The following is a 23174-nucleotide window of genomic DNA, read 5'->3' as shown; positions in this document are numbered from 1 at the left end:
TAACCTTGAACCCCCAAGATATAAAAGATATAAAAGATATAAAGGTTTTTTAAGGAGAGCGATGACGAACGCGCAACAAACTCAACAGGAGCAGGGTTCTCTCGCCGCCAGCTTGGTGGGCAGGGAATCCCAGCTTGCCGCGTTTACGTCGCTTCTCCACGAAACTAACTCCAGCAACTTCACGGTTATTTCTGGTTCAGCAGGTATTGGAAAGACCACTTTGCTGAAAGCGTGTGAAAGTGTTGCCCGCAATGCTGGGTGGCGTGTTGTTTCAGATATTCCGTTGAAAGGTCTCAGCGATCGCATGCGGGGCACTTATTTTCCTGCGTTGCACGAATCGCTGACGGATCAAGGGCAGGGACAGGAATCCTTCGGGAAGGAGTCCCTCGCAGCACAGGTGGAATCTCTCGCGGAGGTTCTGCGCTTAAAGGGCACGGGGTTACTCTTGACCTTGGATGCAGTAGACCGCTCTTGCCTACCTCGCCTAGAAAATCTTGTGGAGGCACTGGTACACGCCCAGAAAAAGGGCTTACCGGTACAACTTCTGATGGCCGGTAGGACGGCGGAGATGCGAGAGATACTGGAATCGTCGGTTATGTTGCCCCTTGGCTCGCCCCTGCGCTTTGACGTGTGTGCTTTGACGCGCGAGCAAACGGAAAGCGTCTTGCGGCAAGCTCTAGAATCATGCCCGGCTATCCGCCATGATTCGCTCAGCGAATCTTTGCTCTCTCGCGCATGTCTTGCTACTAAGGGGCACCCCTACATGGTGTACCTGGTAGCGGAAGCGTTACGTCAGCAGGCGCAAGGGGAACTCTCAGAAGCTGAAGTCGTCAGCGGTATCGCTTCTGCCCAAGAGAAGCTGGGCGCGTCCGTCCTCGAACCGCTGTTGTCTAAACTCTCAGCAGGGGATCGAGCCTTCTTGGAGGCAATGGCGCAGGATGAGAGCCCCTCTAAAATGAGCGATATTTCCGCTCGTTTGGGCAAAAACCCGCAGTACGCGGGGGTGTACCGCAATCGACTGTTGGAGTCGCAGATTATTCGTTCTGCATCCTACGGCAAGGTCACTTTCGCCATTCCGCACTTGCGTGAATATCTTCGCGCGCTATCAGTTCGAAGAGCTGAAGATAGTTTCAATAGTTTTTAAGGATAAACAATTACACAGAGAAAAGGAGGTGGAAGAACAATGAGTATTACACCAGCACAAATTAAACGCACTACTCTCACGTGGGAGGCTCCCGACTACACGTCAAGCTATCCTGCCGGTTTCGTAGATATCGGTGTGGCAGTGGTTGCAGTCATGATGGAGTCGGTGAAAGCAAAAGGTAAGTGTTACGCCGGACTGTCAGCCATGATTTTCATATCCCGTGAAAACGGCGATCGTGAAGTGATTGAGACTCAGCCGATTACGGAGTCCTGTGCGCATTCTCTTTTAGAATCGTGCGATGACGTTCACGTAGCGATGCTGGGGCGTGCAATCTTGCGGGCCTGGGAACTTATTCCTCAGGAATATAAGCAGAATTTGATTACCGTGGCTGCGGATAGGCACGATCTCAAATTATTGTTCCGCCAGTTTGGTTCATTGAAAGACATCATGGAGTACCGCTCCATCGATAAGGTATTAAACCCTTATGAGTCACATTCCCTTGGGGAGCAACATGTGAAACTAGTGGGAACTCCCGCCGGTGATCTTCTTCCGCACTATATTGAAGAAGCATCCCGACTAGCCCATCAGCGCATGGAAGCCGAGGTGGCTTTGCGCCCGGTAGAGAAGCTCACCGAATACCGAGTATTCACCGATTGCTCTTACCGCTCGACGAACAATAAAAAGTTTGCTCGCGGCGGGCGCATGGGCATTGGCGGTGTGAGCGAAGACGGCTTCTACTTTCACGCCCACTACGACGCCACCAACATTATGACCGGCGAACTCTCTGCCATGCTGGCGGCATTCCACATTTTCTACCACGGCGGACGGCGGCTCATCATCCATACCGATTCTTTAGGTGCTTTGACGTTCGTGCTCCGTTTGGCGCATAACCGCTGGTCATTTGAACACTGGGTAGAAGAAGGTGCGCAGAACCTCCAAGTTGTAGAAGAAATGACCGAGCTGACCGAGGCTATTCGTGAACGACGCGTCATCGTTAAACACGTGCCAGGGCACACCGGACACGGTCTCCAAGAATCCTCTGATTCTGTGTCTAAGATGCACCGCCATTTCCCGGGCCAAGTGGTCGAAAAATGTAACGTGATGGAATTCAACCGTCGTTGCGAATCTATTATCACTGCGCTGGCAGGTTGTCCTAAAGCGGTACGTTTACCCTGCCCAGAGTGGTCGCAGATTCGCCCCTCAGTGATTCATACAAGAAACAGACTGTGGAAGTAGGAGGTTTATTCATCAGGTACGAGTTGTACCTTCCGCCCAACACAGCTTCGGCAAGCGATCCCTCTCGTCCGCTTCGCTAGCGCTCAGAGGGGCGATTCACGCCAGACCCGGCCAGCCTGCCTCACGCTGTGCTGGGCGGGCGGATATCTGCGACTACCTTATGAATAAGTCTCTAGATATTTAGGGAGTAGGAACTTTTCGTGACTGAAGAATGTACCTGGGTGGCGCCCACCGTCCTACAGCGTCAGGACATTTTGCGCACTACCCGCACTATCGCCATTGTGGGCATGAGCGACAAACCCGCTCGCCCGTCCTATGGGGTCGCGTCCTATCTACAAGAGTCTTCTTCCTACACCCTTTACTTTGTTAATCCCCTGCTTGCTGCAGAAGGTAAAGAGGTTCTGGGGCAAACGGTCTATGCCTCGCTGGCTGACCTACCTCAGGCGCCAGACATGGTAGATATTTTTCGCCGCTCTGAAGACCTCCCTGGGGTTGTGCAAGAAGCTATAGAGGTGGGCGCTCGCACAGTCTGGATTCAGTTAGGCTTGTGGAATGAGGACGCCGCTTACTTGGCTCAGGACGCCGGACTGAATGTAGTCATGAATCGGTGCGTGAAGATTGAACACGCGGCTTTGCGACAGTAACTCACTTTATGACATGAGATATTTTGCCCGGTCCCAAAAATTTTTGACGAAATGGGGGTATAACGACAGCTGATGAAACCCAAAATAAAATAAGTAAACTTTCTTAAATATTTCCCTGGGATTATTAGGGTAAATGTCAGCCACCTTCTTTCAAAAGTGAAGTGCGTAACGGCAAGTGGGTATAACTGGATACCTTTCGAAAGTGTATTTGTGGGCTGTTTTGCGCTGTCTGTTTATAACGAATCTATATATTTTGTTACCAAATCGTTATAAGCTAACCAGCGTGCCATCAGCAACTCTCCAAATTACTGGTGAGCATCGCCGGGGTAACCTGGCTTGTTTCATACACATTTCGAAAGGCTCAAAGTGCGTTCATTCTCAGTTGGCGTAGCAGGTGTACTTATCTCCGGCGTCGTCCTGACCTCAGCAACCGTAGCAACCGCAAACTCATCAGAGAGCGCTCCTACCGTCGCTCCTCAGAGTGAAGCAACTCTTGCAGCATTCGAACTGTCTCAGAATTCTCTCATCTCAACCCTGGGTGCGCCCAAGGTGGTTGTTCCTTCTGTTGATCTCAAGGCAGAAGCTGCTGCGAAGAAAGCAGCCGCAGAACAGCATGCAGCAGAAGCAAAAATTGCCGCAGCCGAAAAGGCTGAAGCTGACCGCCAAGCTGCTGAAAAGGCTGCCGCCGAAACTGCTCAGAAAGCAGAAAAGGCAGAAGCTCAGAAGCTTTCAACTGCAGGAGCAACCGTTGAGTCTACTCAGGCTCCTCAGGCTGAAAAATCAGCTCCTGCACCTGCAAGCAGCGCATCTGCTACACCTCAGTCAGCTGAGACTGCTACGTCGGTAGCAACCGAGCAGGCAGCACCCGCTGCTCCTAGCACTTCGGCATCTGCAACACCCTCAGCAAACACTGCAGTGCCTGTAGCACCCGTTGCCAAAGCTGCTACCCAGTCCAAGCCTGCAGCTCACAAGTCTCAGCAGAACAGCGCTCCTACTTTGAGCGTTGCAACCAACAGCGCCAAGCGTAATGCTGTTGTTGCCGCTGCAAAGCAGGCTGCATCTGTAAACGCTCAGACTGACTGCACCGCATTGGTATCTAACTCATTGGCAGCTATTGGAGTAAACTTCCACGGCTGGCCCGCAGATTACCAGAGCCTCGGCACCATCGTGAGCCAGTCTCAGGCACAGCCTGGCGACATCATTTACTACCAGTCCAACGGTTTCGGCTCCTCGCACGTTGCACTGTATATCGGTAACGGCCAGGCAGTACACGGCGGCTGGAACGGCATGGGCACCTCGGTATTCTCCGTGAACCTGCCTACTGGCTCAGCCCCCATCTTCATCTCACCTAGCGTATACAACGGCTAAATAGATTTCTTCCCGTATAGCGGGCGAGGGCGTCACCAACCGGTGGCGCCCTTTTTGTTTGCTCTAGATCTTGTAGGAGCGAAATTGAGGCGCCGTGAAGCGGTTCCAACAAAAGTACACCGTTGCGGTAAAAATACATGTTTAAGGTTGCATTTTTGCCGCAACGGTGTACTTTCTAGTGTCTCGCTAAGGTTGGTTTACCATTTTTGCATCTGCGGGGGACGTCGCCCCGTCAGAAAGTAGTTTCACTGTGGCGGAAATATCTTTAATTGCTTTACATGTAATGTATTTTTAGAGAGGTTTATGACGTTTCATTACTGAAATCTCGCTCGTACCGCTATCAGCAATTAAAAGAGGGTCCAAAACAGAAAGCAGGGTATAGTCTCGTTTTCTAAAGATATTTTCTCCACTCGAAAGCGAGCAAACATCAGTGTCAGGATTTACCACCACTGCAATTCACTCTATTGAAGACGTAGAGAAGAACGCTATTGTTCCTCCCATCTACCTTGCCTCGACTTTCACCCAGCCGACCGACGGCACCGAGGGAGAATTCGAATACCAGCGTGGAGGTAACCCCACTCGTACTCAGGTGGAGAAGACCCTAGCGAACATTGAGGGCGCAGAGCACTCATTTGTCTATGCCACAGGTATGGCTGCCACCCAAGCAGCTATGGGTCTTGTCCAGGCAGGGGAGAACATCCTTTTGGGCATGCCCAATTACGGTGGTAATTACCGTTTCGCCACCATCGAACTGCCCAAGCGTGGGGCAAGCGCAAAGTTTATCGGAGATTTTTCTACTCTTTCTGATGATGACTTTGACGAAAAGACCACCATGGTCTTCTTGGAAACCCCGGCTAACCCCACGTTGAAGGTCTCGGATATTGCTAAGATTTCCGAAATTGCCCACCGGAACGGTGCCATCGTCGTTGTAGATAATACTTTTCTCACTCCCTACCTGCAGCGCCCTCTAGAACTCGGTGCAGATATTACGGTTCAGTCCGCTACGAAGTACCTGGCGGGCCACGGGGATCTTCTGGGCGGTGTGGCATCCACCAATAACCCTGAGCTGGCAGAGCAGTTATGGAAGGCGCAGCTTATCTCCGGTGGAGTGCTCTCACCAATTGATTCCTACCGCTTGCTACAAGACATCAAGACTCTCGCTTTGCGTATGGATCGCCAGCAAGAAAATGCTCGACGCATCATTGAAGTAGTGCAGAACCACCCTTCCGTAGAAAAGGTACTTTTCGCTGGCTCTTACAATGAGAGCGACGCCGAAATTCAGGCACGCCAGGCAAAAGGTATTGGCGCACTCTTCTCCTTCACACTCAAAGAAGGCAAAAACATCAAAGCATTCTTGGACTCGCTCAAGGTTTTCGGGTTTGCCGTGAGCCTGGGCGGCATCGAATCCCTGATTTGCCTGCCTGCCACCATGACTCAGGGCGCTTATACTCCAGAGCACCTGGAAGAATTTGCTGTTGAAAAGGGTCTTATCCGTGTTGCCGTAGGTATCGAAGATATTGCTGACTTGGAAAAAGACATCACGACCGCTCTAGACGCCGCCTAACCGTAAGATATAGACCTAGCTACTTTTTGGAAGAAAGACATCACCATGAATAACACCTCTATCACCCGTCGATCCGCTATCGCGCTCACCGGCGCTGTTAGCTTGGCAGGTTTCCTCGCTGCGTGCTCGTCGTCGTCCTCTTCATCCCAGGACAACGCTGATAAGCTGCAGAAAATTAAAGACGCCGGCAAGATTCGCATCGGCATGGAGGGCACCTTCAAGCCGTGGGGTTTCCATGACGACTCGGGCAAGCTCGTGGGCATGGAGAAGGAAATTGGCGATTTCATTGCTAAGGACCTGGGCGTAGAAGCAGAATATATTGAAACTCAGTGGGATTCGCTGATTGCCGGTGTGGATGCTGATCGCTACGACATCGTCATTAACAACGTGGCGCCCACGGATGAGCGCAAGCAGAAGTACGATTTCTCGATAACTTATGTAGCTTCTGAAGGCAAGGTGGGCGTACTGGATTCGTCCGATCTAAAGAAGGTATCTGATATCAACGGTAAGACTGCCGCTGCTTCTGAAACCTCGAACTTCCGTACCCTGCTGGAAGAGAACGGTGCAACCATCGTGACCGTTACGGGTTTTGATGAGGCAATCGAGCAGGTTCTCTCGGGCCGTGTAGATTGCTGCGGTAACGACGCTGTGACCTTCCAGGCTTACAAACAGGAGCACCCCGACGCTAAGATTCGCCTTCTCGAAGGTGAACTGGGTGAGGCATCTGAGGCTGCTATCTTGATGCCTAAGGGCGCAGAATCGCTGAAGCAGGCCATTGATGATTCGTTGAAGAAGCATATAGATAACGGTGATTTGAAGGCTATCTACACCAAGTATGTTGGCTTTGACCTCACTCCTAAGGCATAAAGCTAGATAGGTTTTTCGAAAAGATGGATCGTTATCTTAGCCTGTGGGCTGAGTCGTTGCCGCAACTTCTGATGGCAACTCTGAAAATCACTATTCCACTCTCAATCATTGCTTTTATTCTTTCGATTGTGATTGGCATTGTGGCGCAGGGGTTGCGTTCGAGTAGGTTCAAACCTCTTCAATGGGTTTCGAATATCTATGTGTGGCTGTTCCGTGGAACGCCGCTGCTGGTGCAGTTGTTCTTGATTTTTTACGGGTTGCCTAAGCTAGGAATCACTCTCGATGGTTGGACGGCGGCGATTGTTGCGCTCTCGCTCAACACCGGTGCATACGTGGCTGAGACTTTCCGTGCTGCGGTTGCCTCGATTCCTCGAGGGCAGTTTGAGGCTGCACAGACTTTGAACTTCACCAAGTTGCAGACGTTGCGCCACGTGGTGATACCTCAGGCAGTGCGTATTGCGCTACCTCCTTTGGGTAATGATTTGATTGACTTGGTCAAAGGCACCTCGTTGGTTTCCACTATTTCGCTCATTGACCTCTTCCAGGCGGGCAAGCAGATTGCTGCCCGAACTTTCGAGCCTTTGGCGATGTATGCAGAGGTTGCCGCCGTCTACCTGGTGATTTTCACTGTGCTTTCGATTCTTCAGAGCTACCTGGAAAAACGAAGCAACCGATACATGAGGAGTGTTCATGCTTAGCGTTGAAGGCCTTTCCAAAAGCTTCGGCAACCAGCACATTCTGAAGGATATTAATCTTCAGTTGAACGACGGCGAGACGACGGTCATCTTGGGTCCGTCAGGCTCGGGCAAATCTACTCTGTTGCGTTGTCTCAATCTGTTAGAAACTCCCGAGCAGGGTACTCTGACGATTGAGGGCGACCGTTTGCAGTTCGGCGGGAAGCTGTCAGATGCTCAGGTGCGTACCATGCGTCAGCATTCGGCAATGGTGTTTCAGCAGTTCAATCTGTTTCCCAACTACACTGCATTGCAGAACGTGGCGTTGGCGCCTACCTTGAACGGGAAGCTGTCAAAGAGCGAGTCCCAGCAACTTGCACGGGACTTGCTGGTGAAGGTGGGTTTGGAGCACCGCATTGATTCTTACCCTGATTTGCTCTCCGGTGGTCAGCAACAACGCGTAGCTATCGCACGGGCATTGGCAGTGAGCCCCGATTATCTGTTGTTTGACGAGCCGACTTCTGCGTTGGATCCAGAGCTTGAGGCAGAGGTTATCCGAGTGCTCATTGATTTGGCGCGGGAGAACCGGTCGCTGGTCGTGGTGACTCATAATATGGCGTTTGCTCAGAAAGTCGCCAACAAGATTATTTTCTTGGATGAGGGAAGAGTGGCTTTTGACGGTCCAGCCGGCGATTTCTTCGCTTCTGATCAGCCGCGCATCCGGCAGTTCCTCAACATCTTTGATGTCGTAAGTAGTGCCTCTTAGGTCAGGTTCAAGGCGCCACCGCAAGGTGGCGTCTTTTGTTTTTAACGCATCTTTTAGCAGTAGACCCTGGGTAAGAGTGCAGAGAAGCGGAGGAGCAATCTGGGAAACTATCCAAATTTTAAGTGATATACATCTTTTAAGTCCTTGATATGGCTCACTAAAACTACACTCAACCCCTATAAACACTGAGTTTCTACCAGTTGTCTGCGTTATCGTTTGTAAGTCACGCAAAAAGAAAGTTTACTTATGGCTACTGTTGAGCAAATCCACAACAACTTTCCTCTGTTGAAAGAGGACGACATTCATGTTGTCGACTCGCAAGAGATGAAAAAGGCTCTCCGAGCAACCATTCTGGGAAATTTCATGGAATGGTTTGACGTCGGTGTGTATGCCTATCTCTCTGCCTCTATCACCGCAGTTTTCTTTCCCTTTGGCGATCCCTGGGCCAAGCTCGCTTTCTTCGGCGCGCTTGCTGCAACTTTCATCGTGCGCCCCATCGGCGGCCTTGTTCTTGGCCCCCTCGGCGATAAGCTAGGGCGAAAGAAAATCCTAGCTTTCACTATCATCATGATGTCTTTTGGCACCTTCTTGATTGGCTGCATTCCCGGTTATAGCACCTGGGGCATGGCAGCGCCCATAACGCTTATTCTGCTGAAATTCGTGCAGGGCTTCTCTACCGGCGGCGAATATGCTGGTGCTGCAACCTTTATCGCCGAGTACGCTCCAGACCGTAAGCGCGGCTTTTGGGCATCCTTCTTGGATATGGGTTCCTACATTGGTTTCGCTACTGCGGCAGCGTTAGCTACCGTTATTGAACTCATGCTTACTCCCGAACAGATGCTCGCGTTCGGCTGGCGTATCTGTTTCTGGGTTGCGCTGCCTCTTGGCCTTATCGGTATGTACATGCGCTCGCACATCAACGAGTCAGCAGCTTTTGAAGCTGAAATGGATAGCGATAATAATGACGAAGGTCGTTCCGTATGGGACTCTTTCAAGAGCATCTTCAAGGGTTTTTGGCCTCAGCTTCTTATTGGTTCAGCTCTAGTGATGTGCGCTCAGGTGATTGGTTATGCACTGACCACCTTCATGCCCACTTACCTCACTGATTCGCTGGGTTACGACACTCTTCACGGTAACGCTTTGCTCATTCCCGTTTTGCTCATCGTTGCGTTTGCTCTTCCAGTTTTTGGTTGGATTTCAGATAAGACTGGACGTAAGCCTGTGATGATTACCGGTGCTATTTTAGGTATTCTTCTGGCCGTGCCGTCTTTCTGGCTCATGATGCGTGGAACCGCAGTCGCAACCTTCCTGGGTTTGATGCTCATGGGTATTTTGCTCATGTTCCAGGCTGCGATTCAGCCCTCCACTTTGCCCTCGTTGTTCCCCACCGCTAGTCGTTACACTGCAATGGGCGTTATGTTCAACATCGCTGTGGCTCTTCTAGGATCGACGACAGGTTCGGTTGTTACCGTTCTGGAATCTTGGTGGAATACAGAGTACGCAGGTGCTTACTACATTATGATTGCCTGCGCGGTTGGTTTGGTAGGCATGTTCTTCCTCAAGGAGACCGCTGGCCGTAACTTGCTGGGTTCTATGCCTGCGGTTGAAACCGAAGAAGAAGCAGCCGAATTGGTTGAAACTCAGTTGGAAAACGAAAATCTGGATACTTCAACCATGCCTATTCCTCAGGTTCGTATTGACCGTGCGGAGAAAATCCTCGAAAAAGAGGGCGGCATCTCGACGGACGCCGCAGCTTCAGTAGCTAGCGAGTAGTATCGCTTATTCATAAAGTAATGGAGCCGGACGCTCGGAACAGCCATCGGCAAGCAAACCCTCTCGCTTGGATTCGCTAGCGCTCATTGAAGCGATTCACGCCAGACCCAGCCAGCTTGCCTCATGCTGTTCCGAGCGTCCTCTCTACTATATGAATAAGCTTTAGTGCCTAGTTCTTGAATTCCTGGAACATCTCCAGGGCTAGGGGAGCGCCGGTGATAGAACCCAAATTGCCATCCTCCACCACAAGAGCCACAGCAATATCTTCGTGAACTGCCATGACCCAGGAGTGGGTTTTAGGCGGGTTGTCGTTGCCGTATTCGGCAGTTCCCGTTTTACCCACGGCGGTATCGGGAGTGAGTTCTTTGAGGTTTTGTAGTCCGCCTTCGGCAACGACGCCGCGCATCAGGGTTTTGAGTTGTTTAGATTCGTCTTGGGTGAGTGAGGTGTTAGAAACTTTTGTTTCGCCTAACTGCTGCTCTTTCACCAGAACAGGTTTGACCACTTCGCCTTTATACGCGCTGGCTGCCACGATTGCCATGGCAATCGGTGAAACCAAGATTTTTCCCTGACCAATCATGGATGCGGCGTGCTCTACTTCGCTGGCATCGGTGGGCACCGTGCCAAAGAATGCCGGTACGCCGAGGTCAGCTTCTATACCGATGCCTAAAGCAGCGGCGGCGTCGTGCAAATCTGCCTGCGTCACCTTATCGCGTTCGTTGATAAAAGCGGTATTGCTCGACTGCGCCACCGCTACAGCCAGAGTTTGCTCGCCCAGAGCATCTGCGGGGTAGGTGGAAGCGTTCTTGAAGGTTTGACCGTCTACGGTAACCGATTCCGAACAGTTGACAATGGAGTCGGTCTTCATGCCCTTGCGAAGCAGGCTGAGTGAGGTAGGAATCTTGAAGGTAGATCCGGGAGCGTACTGGGACATTAGAGCGGTAGAGAACCCCTCAGAAGCCTTACCGTTGGCAGCAACCAGGATTTCACCGGTGGATACCCTCATAGCCACAATAGCGCTGGGGGAATCTTGATCTTCAAGAATCTTTACCGCTTGAGATTGCGCTGCAGAATCGAGGGTAATGTTGAGGTTCTTGCCGTTAGAGACATCCACCTGGTGGAGAGGGTTATCTCGATTAATGAATTGTTCTGGATCTACAGAACCATCATCTTTGATTTGAACGCTGTAGATTGAGTAGCCATCGGTGCCTCGCAAATGCTCATCAAACCGTTCGGACAGACCGCCGTGACCGATCATCTGCCCTGAAACAAGCTTTCCTTCAGATTTTTCGATGTCGTCGGATGTCGCAGGGCTCACCGTGCCCAGAATATCCGGGGCAAAATCGGCGCTGGGTGCCAGCGAGCGGGTACTTTCTGTGCTGAAAAACCCCTCAATTTTCTCGATGTCGCTTTGATTAATCTTATTGAAAGCCTCTTGGCGTAATACGATAGCCTCAACAAACTGGCTTTCGCCAGCATTTTTTACCTGTTTCGCAAAAGCATCTGCATCAATATCTACGAGTTCCGCCAGGGCTCGTGCAGATTTCTGTTGTGCTTCATTTCCAGAGACTTTAGTCTTGTCGATGCCTACCTGCACCACGGGACGAGAGGTGACAATCGCGGCGTCGTCCTGCCCTAGAATCTCACCTCGGGAGGCGGATTTTGATTCGAGAAGCAACCCTGCGGATTCCTCCACATCGGGGTGGATGACGGTGGGCGACCACTGCGGGGTCATATTCTCGCCTTCAGCGGTAAAGGTAACCGAGGAATCGTATTCCCAGGGCTGAGGAGAACCGGGAATCTTCCATGCCCAGTGGAGCTTGGCTCTGGGAGAGTCGCCCCCTTGATTGACTTCAGCCACGGACACGGTGGGTTCTGCCCCGGTCATATTGTAAGACGCATGTTCCAGCGACTTCTGTGCCTGGGCAGCATCCCGGTTGGCAAACTGGATTCCTGAAATGTCCAGATTAGTCAGCGCAGAAGCAAGGTTCTGGGCACTTTCTTGGAGGTGAGAATCTGAAGAACAAGCAGAGAGCGCAAGCGCCAGAGAGGTTGCTGCAGACCCTAGAAAGAGGTGACGGCGAGAAAATGTAGTCATGTTTTATCAATTCAAAAAGTCAGCACAAGCTGAAACGTTAGATAAAACTTAGTCTACCTAACTTAGCGCTGAGAGTGGCTTTATTTCTGGCGCTTCTTTTGGCGACGGATTAGCTTAATAATTACCCAAATGATTAGGGCGGCAATAACGATTTTGATAACGGTGGAGAACTGTCCGATCACATCGGCGACCTGGCTCCAATTCTCACCCAGAATAAAGCCCAGGTAGATGAGGAGCGCGTTCCATACGGCAGAACCCAACAAAGTAAAGAGCCCGAAGGACAGGACGTTCATGCGGTCAATGCCCGCAGGAATTGAAATCAGGGAGCGCACACCGGGAATGAGACGACCAAAAAGAATGGAAAGTTTGCCGTATTTATCGAACCAGTGCAGGGACTTATCAACGTCCTCTACCTCCACTAGCCACATCCAATCCGCAATGCGGCGGAGACGGTTAGCACCAATGACTGCGCCTAACCAGTAAAGAAGGTACGCTCCGACTACTGATCCTGCTGTAGCCCACAGGAACGCCGCGATGAGATTCATATTGCCTTGGGATGCCGTAAAACCTGCAAGCGGAAGAACAACCTCGGAAGGGATTGGCGGAAACACGTTCTCCAAGAAAACTGCTACACCCACGCCGGGGGCTCCTAGAATCTCCATGAGGTGGATAATCCAGTTGATAATCGAATCGAACATTGTTTCCTTTCCCGCATGGCTGCTGCAGTGTAGATAAAATAACAGCGCAGATAAATATGGGTTCGAATTGATGGTTCAAGTTGTATAGCCAAAAGAGCTAAATACCTGGAACTTTACCTAAAACCACTGTGAAAGAGCTGGGAATATCCTAATCTAAACCGATATGCGAGAACTGTTTGCGCGTCATGGTCGCCGTGCGGGCGTCCAAACGGGTGTCTGTGCCGTTTTCGGTGGGGCGACCCTGAGTGCCCTTTTCTTCACACCGGATGTCACTAAACCCAAGCTTGATAGCAACCCGCTCGGAAGCGGCGTTGCCGGCAATCGCTGTCCAGGTCACTTCGTCGAGCCCCATACCCAGCGGGTCAAAAGCAAAACCTAAGACGACGCGCGCGGCATCGGTGAGCAAACCCTGACCCCGTAGTACAGGCGCAAGCCAAAAACCTATCTCCGCTGAGGTGTCAGTCAGGTTGTAGAGGCTGACGATACCAGCAAAAGTACCCGAAAGATCGATTCCCCAGATGAGCTCATTGCCATTATCGGCAGCGTCGTGACTGAATTCGATGTAGTTTCTTGCGGTCTCTTCGGAATAATTCAGGGGAACACCCATGCACCAGCGTAAAATTTCGGAATCTTGGCAGGCGGAAGTGAGTTCTGGAATATCAGCTTCGCGCAAAGGGCGTAACGTAAAGCGTTCTGCAATGAGCTCGGGAGCTGGCATGGCTACTTTCCGAACTCGCCCTCCAACACAATGCGAAATCCGGGGTGTAACAGGCACGCAGCGGAGACAAGTTCTTCTTCAGAATAAGAAAAACGTTCAATACGAAGACAGGGCTCAGTCGATTCAATTTCTAGTATCTCGTGCTGATCCTTGTTAGGAAGAATAGCATCAATCTTGTGAATGCCATGAGTGACTGATATGAGGGAGTTGAGGTAGGAAGCGGGGGGGAGGTTCTCGAAATTTTGTTCCAGGTAACGAGGTGCGATGCGGTCGTTGACAAAGCGTTCTTCAATTTGAAAAGGTACGCCGTCATCGAAATGCACAATCACCGAATGGAAAGCGGTCTCTCCCATTTCCGGCGGAATCTGCCCTGAATCCCAGAACTCATGGTCATCTTCCTTATTAATTTTCTCTAGTTTGAGGAGCTTTTGAGAATGGGAATGACCGCGTTCTTTAATCTCATCGGCGATATTGTGAACGCTCATGAAGTCACCGGGAAATTTTTCTTCCGCGACGAACGTGCCAATACCGCGGGTGCGTTTGAGCAGACCTTCGTTGCTGAGCTCGCGCATGGCCCGGTTGACGGTCATGCGGGAAATCCCCAGAGCGTTGACGAAATCATTTTCTGAAGGGATGGGATCGCCCGCCTTGAGATCTCCGGATTCAAGCTGCGAAGTAATCATCAACTGAATACGGCGGTAGGCGGGCAATTTGGCGGGAGTCTTGGCGTAGAGCTTTTTGACTTCGTCGATAATCATCTGAATTCCCTCATAATTAGCTCCGGCGGCTACTTTCCAACATGCTGCCAGTTTTACTCGTGTACACAGGATTAGATGCCGAGCGTAGATAAGTCTGCAGACGACCGTAAAGTAATTTTAGGGTAGGGCAACCAGCAATCCCATATTTTTAAATTTGAATTTAATTTACCTTTTGGAATGCCGTCTTATCAAATAATACTGCTGGTAAGTGATGAAGATATCTCTATAAGTTCGCTACATCTTAGATATGCACATTCTTAGTCTATGGGAGAAAAGCTTAGTCTCGGGGAGAAAAGGCAAAGTTAAAGTAAAAGGCTCGCATCTCTCCCCCGAAAGATGCGAGCCTTGCATACTTCAGAGCAGCTAGTTTTATCTTCCCCAAGATACTAACTGCGCTGGCATTCGAACGCGTGAGCTACAAGAGCGCGATTCTTTCCCCAAAAAATCGCTGTACATAAAGACTGTCTCAGCATTCAATCTGCTGTTGCCTCTTGGGTGCGAACCTTTGGCTAGTCTGTTCTCTCGGCTTTCACCGTTCGATCCCATTGCTGGGTGTCTCACCCTTGCGGGCTGACTTCTAGAACTATACAGGAAGTAATTCGACAGCCACTATGACCTATAAGTATGAGTGCCCTCATCCGATAGGCGGAGACAGGGGATTCTGGCGTATTTATGCATCAGTCTGTGGGGGAGGTGTCGTGGAATTTGACCCCTCAAGGCACTTTACGGAGAAAATATTTTTTAAAAAAAATTGTGGCTGACTTGGGTAAGGGGTTGCTGTGGCGTTGAAAATGTAAGCCACCCCTATTTTATTCGACATTCCGAATATCATTTGTTGGGTCATGATGGGGACCAAAAAATTTTTTAGAAAATTTTTCTCACGATTCCCGGGCTCTGCTTGTGGATAGGAAAACTTTGCGAATCAAACACTTTCTCATGGAGAAGGTTATTTCGGCGGTGAAATAAGAGTTTGACATGCGGAGATAGAACAAATTCTCAGGTCTTTCTGGAGTGTCGAAAAGTGAGCTTGAGCATAGATGTGTATCACGGTTTGTCCCCCAAAAACGAAAGAATAAATAGTATTTCCCCTTGTGGGGAAAAATTGCATCACTTTGGAGTAAACCGACAAAAGTACCCGTAGTTGTATAACCCTGAGAAATGACTAGTGTGTAATCCCAATGCCCTACGGGGGAAACATAGGACGTAAAAAAATTATTTAGAACTGATCTAGGGGATTTATGTCTATTTCTCAACACCAGAACGCATTTGGTGTTTTAAACCGCCGAAATGCTCTGCAACTTACCGGTGCAGGAGAGCTGTACTGGGTGCAGCGTCGCTTGCCGGTGGAACAACAACAGCGCAGGCTGCTGAGCCCGTTTCTGCAACATTGGTTGACCAATTTCTTGCTCAGCTCCAATTCGTTATTGCACACCGTGGTGCCGGTGACGTAAATCCCGAGCACACCGCTTACGCTTACCAGCAGGCGATTATTCGTGGCGCGCGCGCCGTCGAGATTTCTGTACGCACCACGCTAGATGGCGAGCTCGTGTGCATGCACGATAACGCACTGCGCCGCACAACCACCCTGTCTGAAGGGTATGTATCGTCGTCCTACCTTGCTGATTTGAAACAGGCAATGGTGGATATGCGCCCCTTCCTTGGTTCGGGTACGCCTCTGCGCAATATCAATACTCTGGCAGAAGCGCTGGACGTTATTGCCGCAACCCCCGCTGGCGGAGCTTTCAACTCGGTGGGCGCGAATGCAATACTTTTCGTCGAGGTAAAAGACGCCGGCGCTCAGGCGCAGCTTCTCCAGGTGCTGGAGGCTCGCGGCCTGAAGAATCAGGTTGTTATCAAGATGTACCGCAACGGTGCAGGTGGGTTTGACCCCGAATCTGGCTTTGTAAAAATCGCCAAAAATGCGGGCTTCCGCACCTGGTGCTACTTTGATGCTGGGGATTCGCTTGCGAACATCACCACTTTGGTGAAGTCACCCTATGTGGATCTCGCGGGTGTGCCTTTCTTTGAGACTGTTACCGGTCGCGCTGCAACTTCCATGAGCGACTGGAAGATCACCAGCATTGTTGCACTGGGTAAGCCCGTTATTGTCTGGGAAGTGCACCGCCGGTCTGTACGAGATTATTTCGCCACTCTCGGCGTGCGCGGCTTTATGTCCCCTAACCCCTACTGGCTTTCAGGTGGCGGAACTAGCCCCGATTTGTTCTTGGATCAGGCGCGCCGTTTGGACGGTATGCTCCCGGCAGGTCAGCAGGACGTCAGTAACATGCCCGTGTGGGAAAATAACTCGCTGATCCATCGCGAGATTTACGACGAGTCTATGCTCTTGGGCCCCATTTCTCACCGCGTGGAAACCTCCGGTGGCAACTGGGTGATGTACTTTGACATGAAGTGGGAAGGTCGTCTGCCTAACACTGACTGGCAGTACGGATATATGGCATTTGGTCGCGCTGATGACTCGCCGTTTGGTATTGGTGGAAAGTTTGATACCACCAACCCCAACGGCGGTGGCTACATTTTGGCAGTGCGCCCGCACGCTTCTGTGGTTGATGAGAAGGGTGTTTACCGCCAGGGTGACCTTGTGCAGTTGCTGCGCGTCGATGCCGGTAGTGCTACGCTCACGCCTTTGGCAACCGTGGTCCCCAAGACGAAAATCGTGGCAGACCAGAATATTACTTGCAAGTTGATTGTTCGCCCCGGCACTATCACTTTTGAAGCAGGCGGAACTCGCTCACAGCCTGTGGCTGATGCTACTTACCGTGGGCCTCACGTACACTTCGGTCGCTACCACGGTAACGACGTCGGTGGTGGTTTGGCGTTGAGCAACGTGGTGACCTATAAAATCTAAGAGTGCATATATTTACTAAAAAATGAATAAAATGCTCTGACAAGGGGAATGAGTTTTAGACTCATTCCCCTTGTTGTTTATTGCAATTATAGTGGCTGGAAACACAAAAGAGGTTTTCGGCAACGGGTTTTAGCCGTCGGGGCATGTCAGGAGGGGGAGGCACTTTTTCATCATCTCGGAGTGCTTTCCTCCGGCTAAATTAAGCGAAAAATAGGCTCATAACGCTGGTACAGTTGAAGATACGCGAACGCATTAGTTCTGCCATTATTAGCAAAGTGAACCTCCACTGGGGGATTCAGTCCTCTTGATTAGATTGCGAACCCGATCAAGAAATAAAATACCCTCGAAGTATCGTAAATGATACTTCGAGGGTATTTTTATACATATTTGACGTGTGGCTAGCGCTTTCTAAATTTAGAAATATTTTTAAACCTGTCTCGTTTGCGATACTTTCGGATTTCCTCCGGTGTAAGAATCTGCAAATTCTCCGTCAGAGGCTGGCCGGGCGTCCATCCCTCATTCTCATCAAACACCACAGCGGTCCGACGAGAAATGAACTTGAGCTGCGGTCGCGGCACCTTCAAATTAACGGGTGCGGGGAGTTTCCAATTCTTACGACGAGAAATCAAACCAATTGCCAAGCACGAAACAATCGAAACCGCCATTGCTACGTTAGGGCGGCGGAAAACCTCGGTCAAAAGAGCGGTTTCCGTAGCCCCCACCAAAGCGACCGTGGCATACAGCGAGTTACCGCCCAAGATAGAAGGAATACGGTTCACCATAATATCGCGCAGGACGCCGCCGCCCACCGCCGTCGTCACGCCCAAGGCAATAGCAGGAATCCACTCTAAACCAGCGCCCAACGCCTTGATGGTTCCGGTGGCTACCCAGCATCCCATTCCTAGAAAGTCCACAATCACCAGAACGCGCGATGCCCACTGTGACCCCAAATCCAAGAAATAAGCCAGCGCAGAAGCAATAATCACACCTGCCCAATACGCAGAATCGGTGAGAGCAACGGGAAACCCAATACCCAGCAGAGTATCGCGAATCAAACCGCCACCCATGCCAGAGAGCGCGGCTAAAAGAATAAAACCGACAACATCAAAGCGAAAAGCGCGGGCAACTGCACCGCCCAAGAGCCCGTTGGCAACAACTGCCGCGACGTCGACAATCCGAAACAGTAGGCTGGGATCCCAATCTTGCAACGGCTCACTCCTTGGCGCATAAATCTAAACGGGCGCACTCATCATATCGCTTGGTGTCTGATGGGCAAGAACGTATCGATCACACACAAGGGCTAATTCTAAAGAGCAACTGTTCAAGCGAGCCCGGTACAGCGGGGGAGCGAGTCTTAGGCTCGGGCGATGACTTTGAAGCGTACGTAGACTACGGGGGTGTCAGCGGTGATGCCCCGGTAGTCTTCGCCCATTGATGCGCGGAACTGTTCCGATTCCCAGAACTGGCGGTGCGCCGTCTGCCAATCGGAAATACTCTCGAATCCTTCGCCTTCATCCAGCGCTTGTTGAAGGGTGATATCTCCAAAGGGGACGACGGTGACTTCCGTATTCTCGGTAGCGCAGACTCGGTTGCCGTCGGAATCAAGAATCGCTTCTCGGTCTCCTACCGCTGGTAAAGGATCACCGTCCATTTCATATTGCTGAACCAGGGACGAGGTGCCGGTTTTCTCCCCGCTTAGGATTGCCGCAACTAGTTTGTCGCGCAACGGACCGGGGGATCCGTAGTGACCCTCTTCGAGAGACTCAAGGCTAATGTTTTCAGGCACGGTCCATCCAATCTCCCGATTTGATCATCGGATATAGTTCTGCTAATTCAGCTTGACGCGCGACCGGCGGGATATATACCCATGCCAGTTCGCGCTTGCCTGAGGCAGTAGTGACTTCGCGCTGAAGGCGGTTGTAAAGGTTTCGATTATCTACGGGGTGTTCAGTCGAGCAACCTTCTAACTCGTCCAAAACGGCAGAAACCCGTTCCCAATCTGTGCCATCAACATGAACGAGCGCGCCACGCACCGCCCCGACGTCGTCCAAGGTACCGAGGACTTCTGGCGAATCAAGTAAATAGGGGAATCGACCGTTATCGACGAGCACGGCGCCTTCCAGGGTGGCCGGTTCCTGCCGCTCATCTTTGCCAGCTAGCAAAAAATGGTTGGAACCTCCCACACGCAAAGTTCCGTACACAAAAACCGGTAAATGTTCAGGTATAAAACTTGAAGGGCGGGCGCTGGAAAAATTTCTGGCGTCTAATGTTTCTCCCACTTATTCACCGAGTGTCTGGTCTTGTCCGTTGACGTCTGCCCCGCGTTGAGAGGGCACCAAAACGGTGATATTTCCCGGGCCAGGCTTTGTTTTGCCCGTTTGGCCAACGGGAATCTCTGCAAATACATCTGCAATCACGGATTCGAGGACGGCGCCGGCGGGCACTGTGAGGTCACCGAGCAGAATAGAGCGAGAAACTTTCGCGTCCGCCTCAATGGTCACTCCGGGACCGATGATGCTCCCGCTGACATCTCCGTGAATATGGCAGCCGTGGGCAATCATTGAATGGCTCACATGGGAATCCTGGTAAGAGCGAGCCGGCGCAAGGGGCTCATGGTGGGTAATAACTGCCCAGCCGGGGTCGTCTAGATTTAAGCCCTTGCCCTCCAGCAATTCCATATGTGCTTTGTAGTAGGCATCAATGGTCCCGATATCTCGCCAGTAGCCGGTATGACGGAACTCGTGTACTTTCTTGTTTTCCACAAAGTAGGGCAGAATCGTCTCGCCGTAATCCCCTAGAGAGGCGCCCTTAGGCTCATCGTGGTCTTCATATCCGTCGAGTTCTTTTACCAGATGGTCCACTGCTTTGCTGAGCGCCTCTACCTTGAAGATAAAGATTTCAGTGGCAACCAGATTGCCCTGAGGATTCTCGGGTTTGTAATCGTAGCCGGTAACCTTCTGATTCTTTCCTGTTTGCACGACGCCGAAACGTGATGGATCTTCATCCGTTTCAGTGGTGATAATAGTGAGGTCTGAACCCAGCCGTTCGTGCTGTTCCAGGGCAAGCCGGAAGTCCATCTGGTAGAGATGGTCTGCGCTGAGAACCACCACGGTATCTGCCCTAAATGATTGGAGGAGCGGAACTTGTTGGTAGAGCGCGTGCCCGTTTCCTTCTGCGAAACCATCCGCTGCGCGGCCTTCGACAGGCGGAAGAATTTGCAAGCCGTGGCGGGTGCCGTCTAAATCCCAGGGTCGGCCACCGGCGAGATGCTTATTGAGGGTAAACGGGCGATACTGTTCAGCTATCCATACGTCGCGAATTCGTGAATGAGCCAAGTTGGAGAGCACCACGTCAATGATTTGGTAACCCCCGCCAAAAGGCACCGAGGGTTTGGACCGCGCGTCCGTCAGCGGAGATAGTCTGCTACCTTTCCCGCCGGCGAGAATGAGAGCGACGGTCGCCGGGGAATGGGTGGTGGGAAACGGATCGGACATGGGTACCTCGTTTGCTGAGTTCAGTTTGCGGGGCGTCTCGTCGAGTCGAAACTTTTCGTATCGTTCCAGCCTACCGTCAAGAGGCGAAGTGAAACAGGCTACAAAATTAAGTGCTAGTCAAAATAGCGTTCTGGGGCGCAGTTTTACACCTCATAACGCCACTCTTGCGATCAGTTAAGAATCACCCGGTCGAGCCGCCCCGCCCCACCCCAGACGTCTTACAGCAGCGATGACGACAACCGGCAAATGTTCTCTAAAATCTTCACACGGTTGGGGCGGTTGACCCATTCGTCATAGCGCAACGTCTTGCACCGGGAAATATAGGTATCCGAAACGTCGTCTAGTTCGCGCACCATTTTCTTATTCACAATGAACGTGGAAACTTCCAGGTTCAACGCGAACGAACGCGGATCCATATTTGAAGAACCGATGAAGGTGTAGCAGTCGTCAATAATCATGTACTTTGAGTGCAACACGGTGGGGCCGGGGTACTGGCGAATCTTCACGCCAGCTTTGAGCAGTTCTTCGTAGTAGGATCGTTGCGCCATATTGGGCAGGAACTGGTCGCCCTTTTCGCAGACAATAAGTTCGACGTCGATTCGCGAGAGCGCGGCACTGGTAAGCGCCTGCAACAATGTTGACTCGGGTACGAAGTAAGGGGAACAAATGACGATGCGTTCCTCAGCATTATTAATGAGGTAGTTGATGAGCCGCAGGTTATTTTCGGTTTCAAAACCGGGGCCAGAGGGCACAATCTGAGCTAGCTGACCGTCGTTAATAGTCTGAATATCCGAGTTGATTTCGCCCAGAGGTAGTTCTTTAGTTTCCGAATACCAGTCGGACATGAACACCGCGTTGAGCTCATCCACAATAGGGCCCTTAGCGGAATACGTGAGATCCTTCCACAGCAGGCCCCTCTTTTCGTTCTTCTTGAGGTCGTAACAAGCATCAATCGCATTTTGTGAACCGGAATAAGCGATACGCCCATCAATGACCAGGATTTTGCGGTGGTTACGCAAGTCGGGGCGTTGCCACTTGCCCTTAAAAACATTGATGGGAAGCATCAGGTGCCACTGAATATCTGATTTGTTCAACATGCGGCGCAATCTCTTGTACGAGGGGTATTTGCGCGAACCAATCTGATCAATCAGCACGCGAACATTGACGCCGCGTTCCTGGGCGCGAAAGAGTGCGTCCCAAAGCGGAATCGAAGCACCAGAGTAGGCGGTGATGTAGAACTCGAAGTGAACGTAGTCGGTGGCTTTATCAATTTCCTCCGCCATGTGCAGCATAGCTTCATGGTTATCGGTGTGGAGCTGAAATTCGTTACCACCTACCATGGGGAGCGCACCCAGCCGGTAGTTGAGCCGGGCTGCCACTTTTGCTTTTTCGGGTAGCGCGACGTGCGTGCCTAGCACGGGGTTGACCTCGTCGCCGTCGCCGTTGTCGAGGCGCTCGCGAATCATTTCGTTCATGACTCTCTGGCGGGCGCGGCGGTGCCGGGGCAGGTGGGAGGAACCGAAAAAGAGAAAGGCGATGAACCCGATGTAGGGCACCAGGAAGATTGCCATGAGCCAGCCGAGGGCGACCACGGGTTTGCGGTTGTAGGGGAGCCAGCATAGGGCGATGATACGCACGGCAATGTCGATGACCAGTAGCGTAATACCCAGCCAAGTGGGGAGGTTGGCTAAATCCACCATGTTACTCATGAAGTTCACCTCTTTATCATAGCTGACTTGCTGAGATGCTTATTTGAGAGGTCTGCAGGTGAAGCGGAGGGTGATTTATGACCCAGTATGTAGTTGCAGTTGTGCAATTTTGCAGAACTGCATAAAGTAGAGGGGTGCAAAATTGTGAACCTACGCTTCGAGAGCGACGCCGGGAGCGGACGTGGAAAGCTATCCATGAGGCTGCCGTCGCGCTGGTAAAGAAAAACGGTCTGAAGCAAACAACTACCGATGAAATTGCTGAGCGTGCGGGTATTTCTTCGCGTACCTTTTTCAACTATTTTGCGACTAAAGAAGACGCCGTGTTAGGCCTGCGGGAACCGCAAATTACGCCTGCGATGATTCAGGCGGATCAGGCCCGGCAGCAAAGTTATGTGTTTGACCGAGTAGTGCACCTGCTTTTGGGTGTGGTGGTGGAGTCAATCCCTGCCACTGAACACCGACGTTATCGAGAGCTGGGCAAGAAGTACCCCGAGTTCCGCACCCGTTTTAAGGTGTATTTGCTCAAGTGCGAACGTGTGGTGGAGGATTTTCTGCGCACGATTGATTGGCAGGATTTCGCTGCGAATAATCGTCGGGGGCCGTTTAGATTCTTGGAGGAAGGCGCCGAAGTTAACCAGGAGTACTGGGGTAAAGCGCGCGCGTCTGTAACCATTGCTTCTGCAATTTTGCGATATATGGATTTTTCGCAGGGTTTGCCCGAGGGTGAAGCCCGCGACCAGGTGGTGCGTGAGAGCGTGGATTTGTTTAGGGATTTGCTACGCGAGGACTAAGTTTTC

General features: G+C 51.4%; 21 protein-coding genes. 12 read left to right on the top strand and 9 right to left on the bottom strand.

Annotated elements, in window-relative coordinates:
- Window positions 1-61 precede the first annotated feature (61 nt).
- The 9 genes from IDM48_RS10080 to IDM48_RS10040 all read left to right on the top strand — a co-directional run bounded on the left by IDM48_RS10080 (window position 62) and on the right by IDM48_RS10040 (window position 10036).
- Window positions 62-1144 (top strand): ATP-binding protein, encoded by a 1083-nt coding sequence (locus tag IDM48_RS10080; RefSeq protein WP_190617249.1) that lies wholly within the window; start codon window positions 62-64, stop codon window positions 1142-1144.
- Window positions 1145-1183: 39 nt separating this feature from the next.
- Window positions 1184-2380, top strand: a complete 1197-nt coding sequence (locus tag IDM48_RS10075) for an RNase H family protein (protein ID WP_068172605.1) — start codon at window positions 1184-1186, stop codon at window positions 2378-2380.
- 200 nt (window positions 2381-2580) lie between these two features.
- Complete coding sequence (locus tag IDM48_RS10070; protein ID WP_190617247.1) at window positions 2581-3024, top strand: CoA-binding protein; 444 nt, start codon at window positions 2581-2583, stop codon at window positions 3022-3024.
- Window positions 3025-3390: 366 nt separating this feature from the next.
- Window positions 3391-4392, top strand: a complete 1002-nt coding sequence (locus IDM48_RS10065; RefSeq protein WP_068172603.1) for an NlpC/P60 family protein — start codon at window positions 3391-3393, stop codon at window positions 4390-4392.
- Window positions 4393-4822: 430 nt separating this feature from the next.
- Window positions 4823-5956 carry a trans-sulfuration enzyme family protein gene (locus IDM48_RS10060; protein WP_068172600.1) on the top strand — a complete coding sequence of 378 codons (1134 nt, stop codon included), beginning with the start codon at window positions 4823-4825 and terminating at the stop codon, window positions 5954-5956.
- 45 nt (window positions 5957-6001) lie between these two features.
- Window positions 6002-6823: a transporter substrate-binding domain-containing protein gene (locus tag IDM48_RS10055; RefSeq protein WP_068172596.1), complete on the top strand. Its 822-nt coding sequence runs from the start codon at window positions 6002-6004 to the stop codon at window positions 6821-6823.
- Between the two features lie 23 nt (window positions 6824-6846).
- Window positions 6847-7521, top strand: a complete 675-nt coding sequence (locus tag IDM48_RS10050; protein WP_190617246.1) for an amino acid ABC transporter permease — start codon at window positions 6847-6849, stop codon at window positions 7519-7521.
- Entirely contained in the window at window positions 7514-8263 is a 750-nt protein-coding gene (locus IDM48_RS10045) for an amino acid ABC transporter ATP-binding protein (protein WP_190617244.1), read from the top strand. Before IDM48_RS10050 ends, IDM48_RS10045 begins: the two co-directional genes overlap by 8 nt.
- Window positions 8264-8509: 246 nt before the next feature.
- Window positions 8510-10036: an MFS transporter gene (locus IDM48_RS10040; protein WP_190617241.1), complete on the top strand. Its 1527-nt coding sequence runs from the start codon at window positions 8510-8512 to the stop codon at window positions 10034-10036.
- A gap of 169 nt (window positions 10037-10205) precedes the next feature.
- Here IDM48_RS10040 and IDM48_RS10035 read toward each other — a convergent pair whose 3' ends face one another.
- The 4 genes from IDM48_RS10035 to IDM48_RS10020 form a co-directional block, all read right to left on the bottom strand.
- Entirely contained in the window at window positions 10206-12134 is a 1929-nt protein-coding gene (locus IDM48_RS10035) for a penicillin-binding transpeptidase domain-containing protein (protein ID WP_068172586.1), read from the bottom strand.
- Between the two features lie 80 nt (window positions 12135-12214).
- A complete protein-coding gene (locus tag IDM48_RS10030; protein ID WP_190617239.1) occupies window positions 12215-12832 on the bottom strand; it encodes a DedA family protein in 618 nt (205 codons plus the stop codon).
- A gap of 148 nt (window positions 12833-12980) precedes the next feature.
- The gene (locus tag IDM48_RS10025) at window positions 12981-13550 is read right to left on the bottom strand and encodes a GNAT family N-acetyltransferase (protein ID WP_145175276.1); all 570 of its coding nucleotides are present in this window, start codon (window positions 13548-13550) and stop codon (window positions 12981-12983) included.
- 2 nt (window positions 13551-13552) lie between these two features.
- Window positions 13553-14308 carry a UTRA domain-containing protein gene (locus tag IDM48_RS10020; RefSeq protein WP_190617237.1) on the bottom strand — a complete coding sequence of 252 codons (756 nt, stop codon included), beginning with the start codon at window positions 14306-14308 and terminating at the stop codon, window positions 13553-13555.
- A 1238-nt stretch (window positions 14309-15546) separates the two neighbouring features.
- On the opposite strand from IDM48_RS10020, the gene IDM48_RS10015 reads away from it, so the two are divergent.
- Together IDM48_RS10015 and IDM48_RS10010 are read left to right on the top strand one after the other, a co-directional pair.
- A complete protein-coding gene (locus IDM48_RS10015; protein ID WP_190617235.1) occupies window positions 15547-15759 on the top strand; it encodes a hypothetical protein in 213 nt (70 codons plus the stop codon).
- Window positions 15696-17174, top strand: a complete 1479-nt coding sequence (locus IDM48_RS10010) for a glycerophosphodiester phosphodiesterase (protein ID WP_190617233.1) — start codon at window positions 15696-15698, stop codon at window positions 17172-17174. Before IDM48_RS10015 ends, IDM48_RS10010 begins: the two co-directional genes overlap by 64 nt.
- 398 nt (window positions 17175-17572) lie before the next feature.
- On the opposite strand, the gene IDM48_RS10005 is transcribed toward IDM48_RS10010, so the two are convergent.
- From IDM48_RS10005 to cls, 5 genes are all read right to left on the bottom strand, one after another.
- Window positions 17573-18382, bottom strand: coding sequence for a trimeric intracellular cation channel family protein (locus IDM48_RS10005; RefSeq protein WP_190617231.1), 810 nt, complete (start codon window positions 18380-18382; stop codon window positions 17573-17575).
- A 146-nt stretch (window positions 18383-18528) separates the two neighbouring features.
- Window positions 18529-18960, bottom strand: coding sequence for an ASCH domain-containing protein (locus tag IDM48_RS10000; protein WP_238397973.1), 432 nt, complete (start codon window positions 18958-18960; stop codon window positions 18529-18531).
- Window positions 18953-19357 carry a gamma-glutamylcyclotransferase family protein gene (locus tag IDM48_RS09995; protein WP_202939874.1) on the bottom strand — a complete coding sequence of 135 codons (405 nt, stop codon included), beginning with the start codon at window positions 19355-19357 and terminating at the stop codon, window positions 18953-18955. Before IDM48_RS09995 ends, IDM48_RS10000 begins: the two co-directional genes overlap by 8 nt.
- 96 nt (window positions 19358-19453) lie before the next feature.
- On the bottom strand, window positions 19454-20668 hold the full coding sequence (locus IDM48_RS09990; RefSeq protein ID WP_190617227.1) for a glucose-1-phosphate adenylyltransferase family protein: 1215 nt from the start codon (window positions 20666-20668) through the stop codon (window positions 19454-19456).
- Window positions 20669-20886: 218 nt separating this feature from the next.
- Window positions 20887-22377: a cardiolipin synthase gene (gene cls, locus IDM48_RS09985; RefSeq protein ID WP_190617225.1), complete on the bottom strand. Its 1491-nt coding sequence runs from the start codon at window positions 22375-22377 to the stop codon at window positions 20887-20889.
- A gap of 134 nt (window positions 22378-22511) precedes the next feature.
- On the opposite strand from cls, the gene IDM48_RS09980 reads away from it, so the two are divergent.
- Window positions 22512-23168 (top strand): TetR/AcrR family transcriptional regulator, encoded by a 657-nt coding sequence (locus tag IDM48_RS09980; RefSeq protein WP_190617223.1) that lies wholly within the window; start codon window positions 22512-22514, stop codon window positions 23166-23168.
- Window positions 23169-23174 lie beyond the last annotated feature (6 nt).

Source organism: Rothia amarae (assembly GCF_014705945.2).
GTDB classification, from domain to species: Bacteria; Actinomycetota; Actinomycetes; order Actinomycetales; family Micrococcaceae; genus Rothia; species Rothia amarae.
This window is presented reverse-complemented; position numbering and strand designations above follow the sequence as displayed.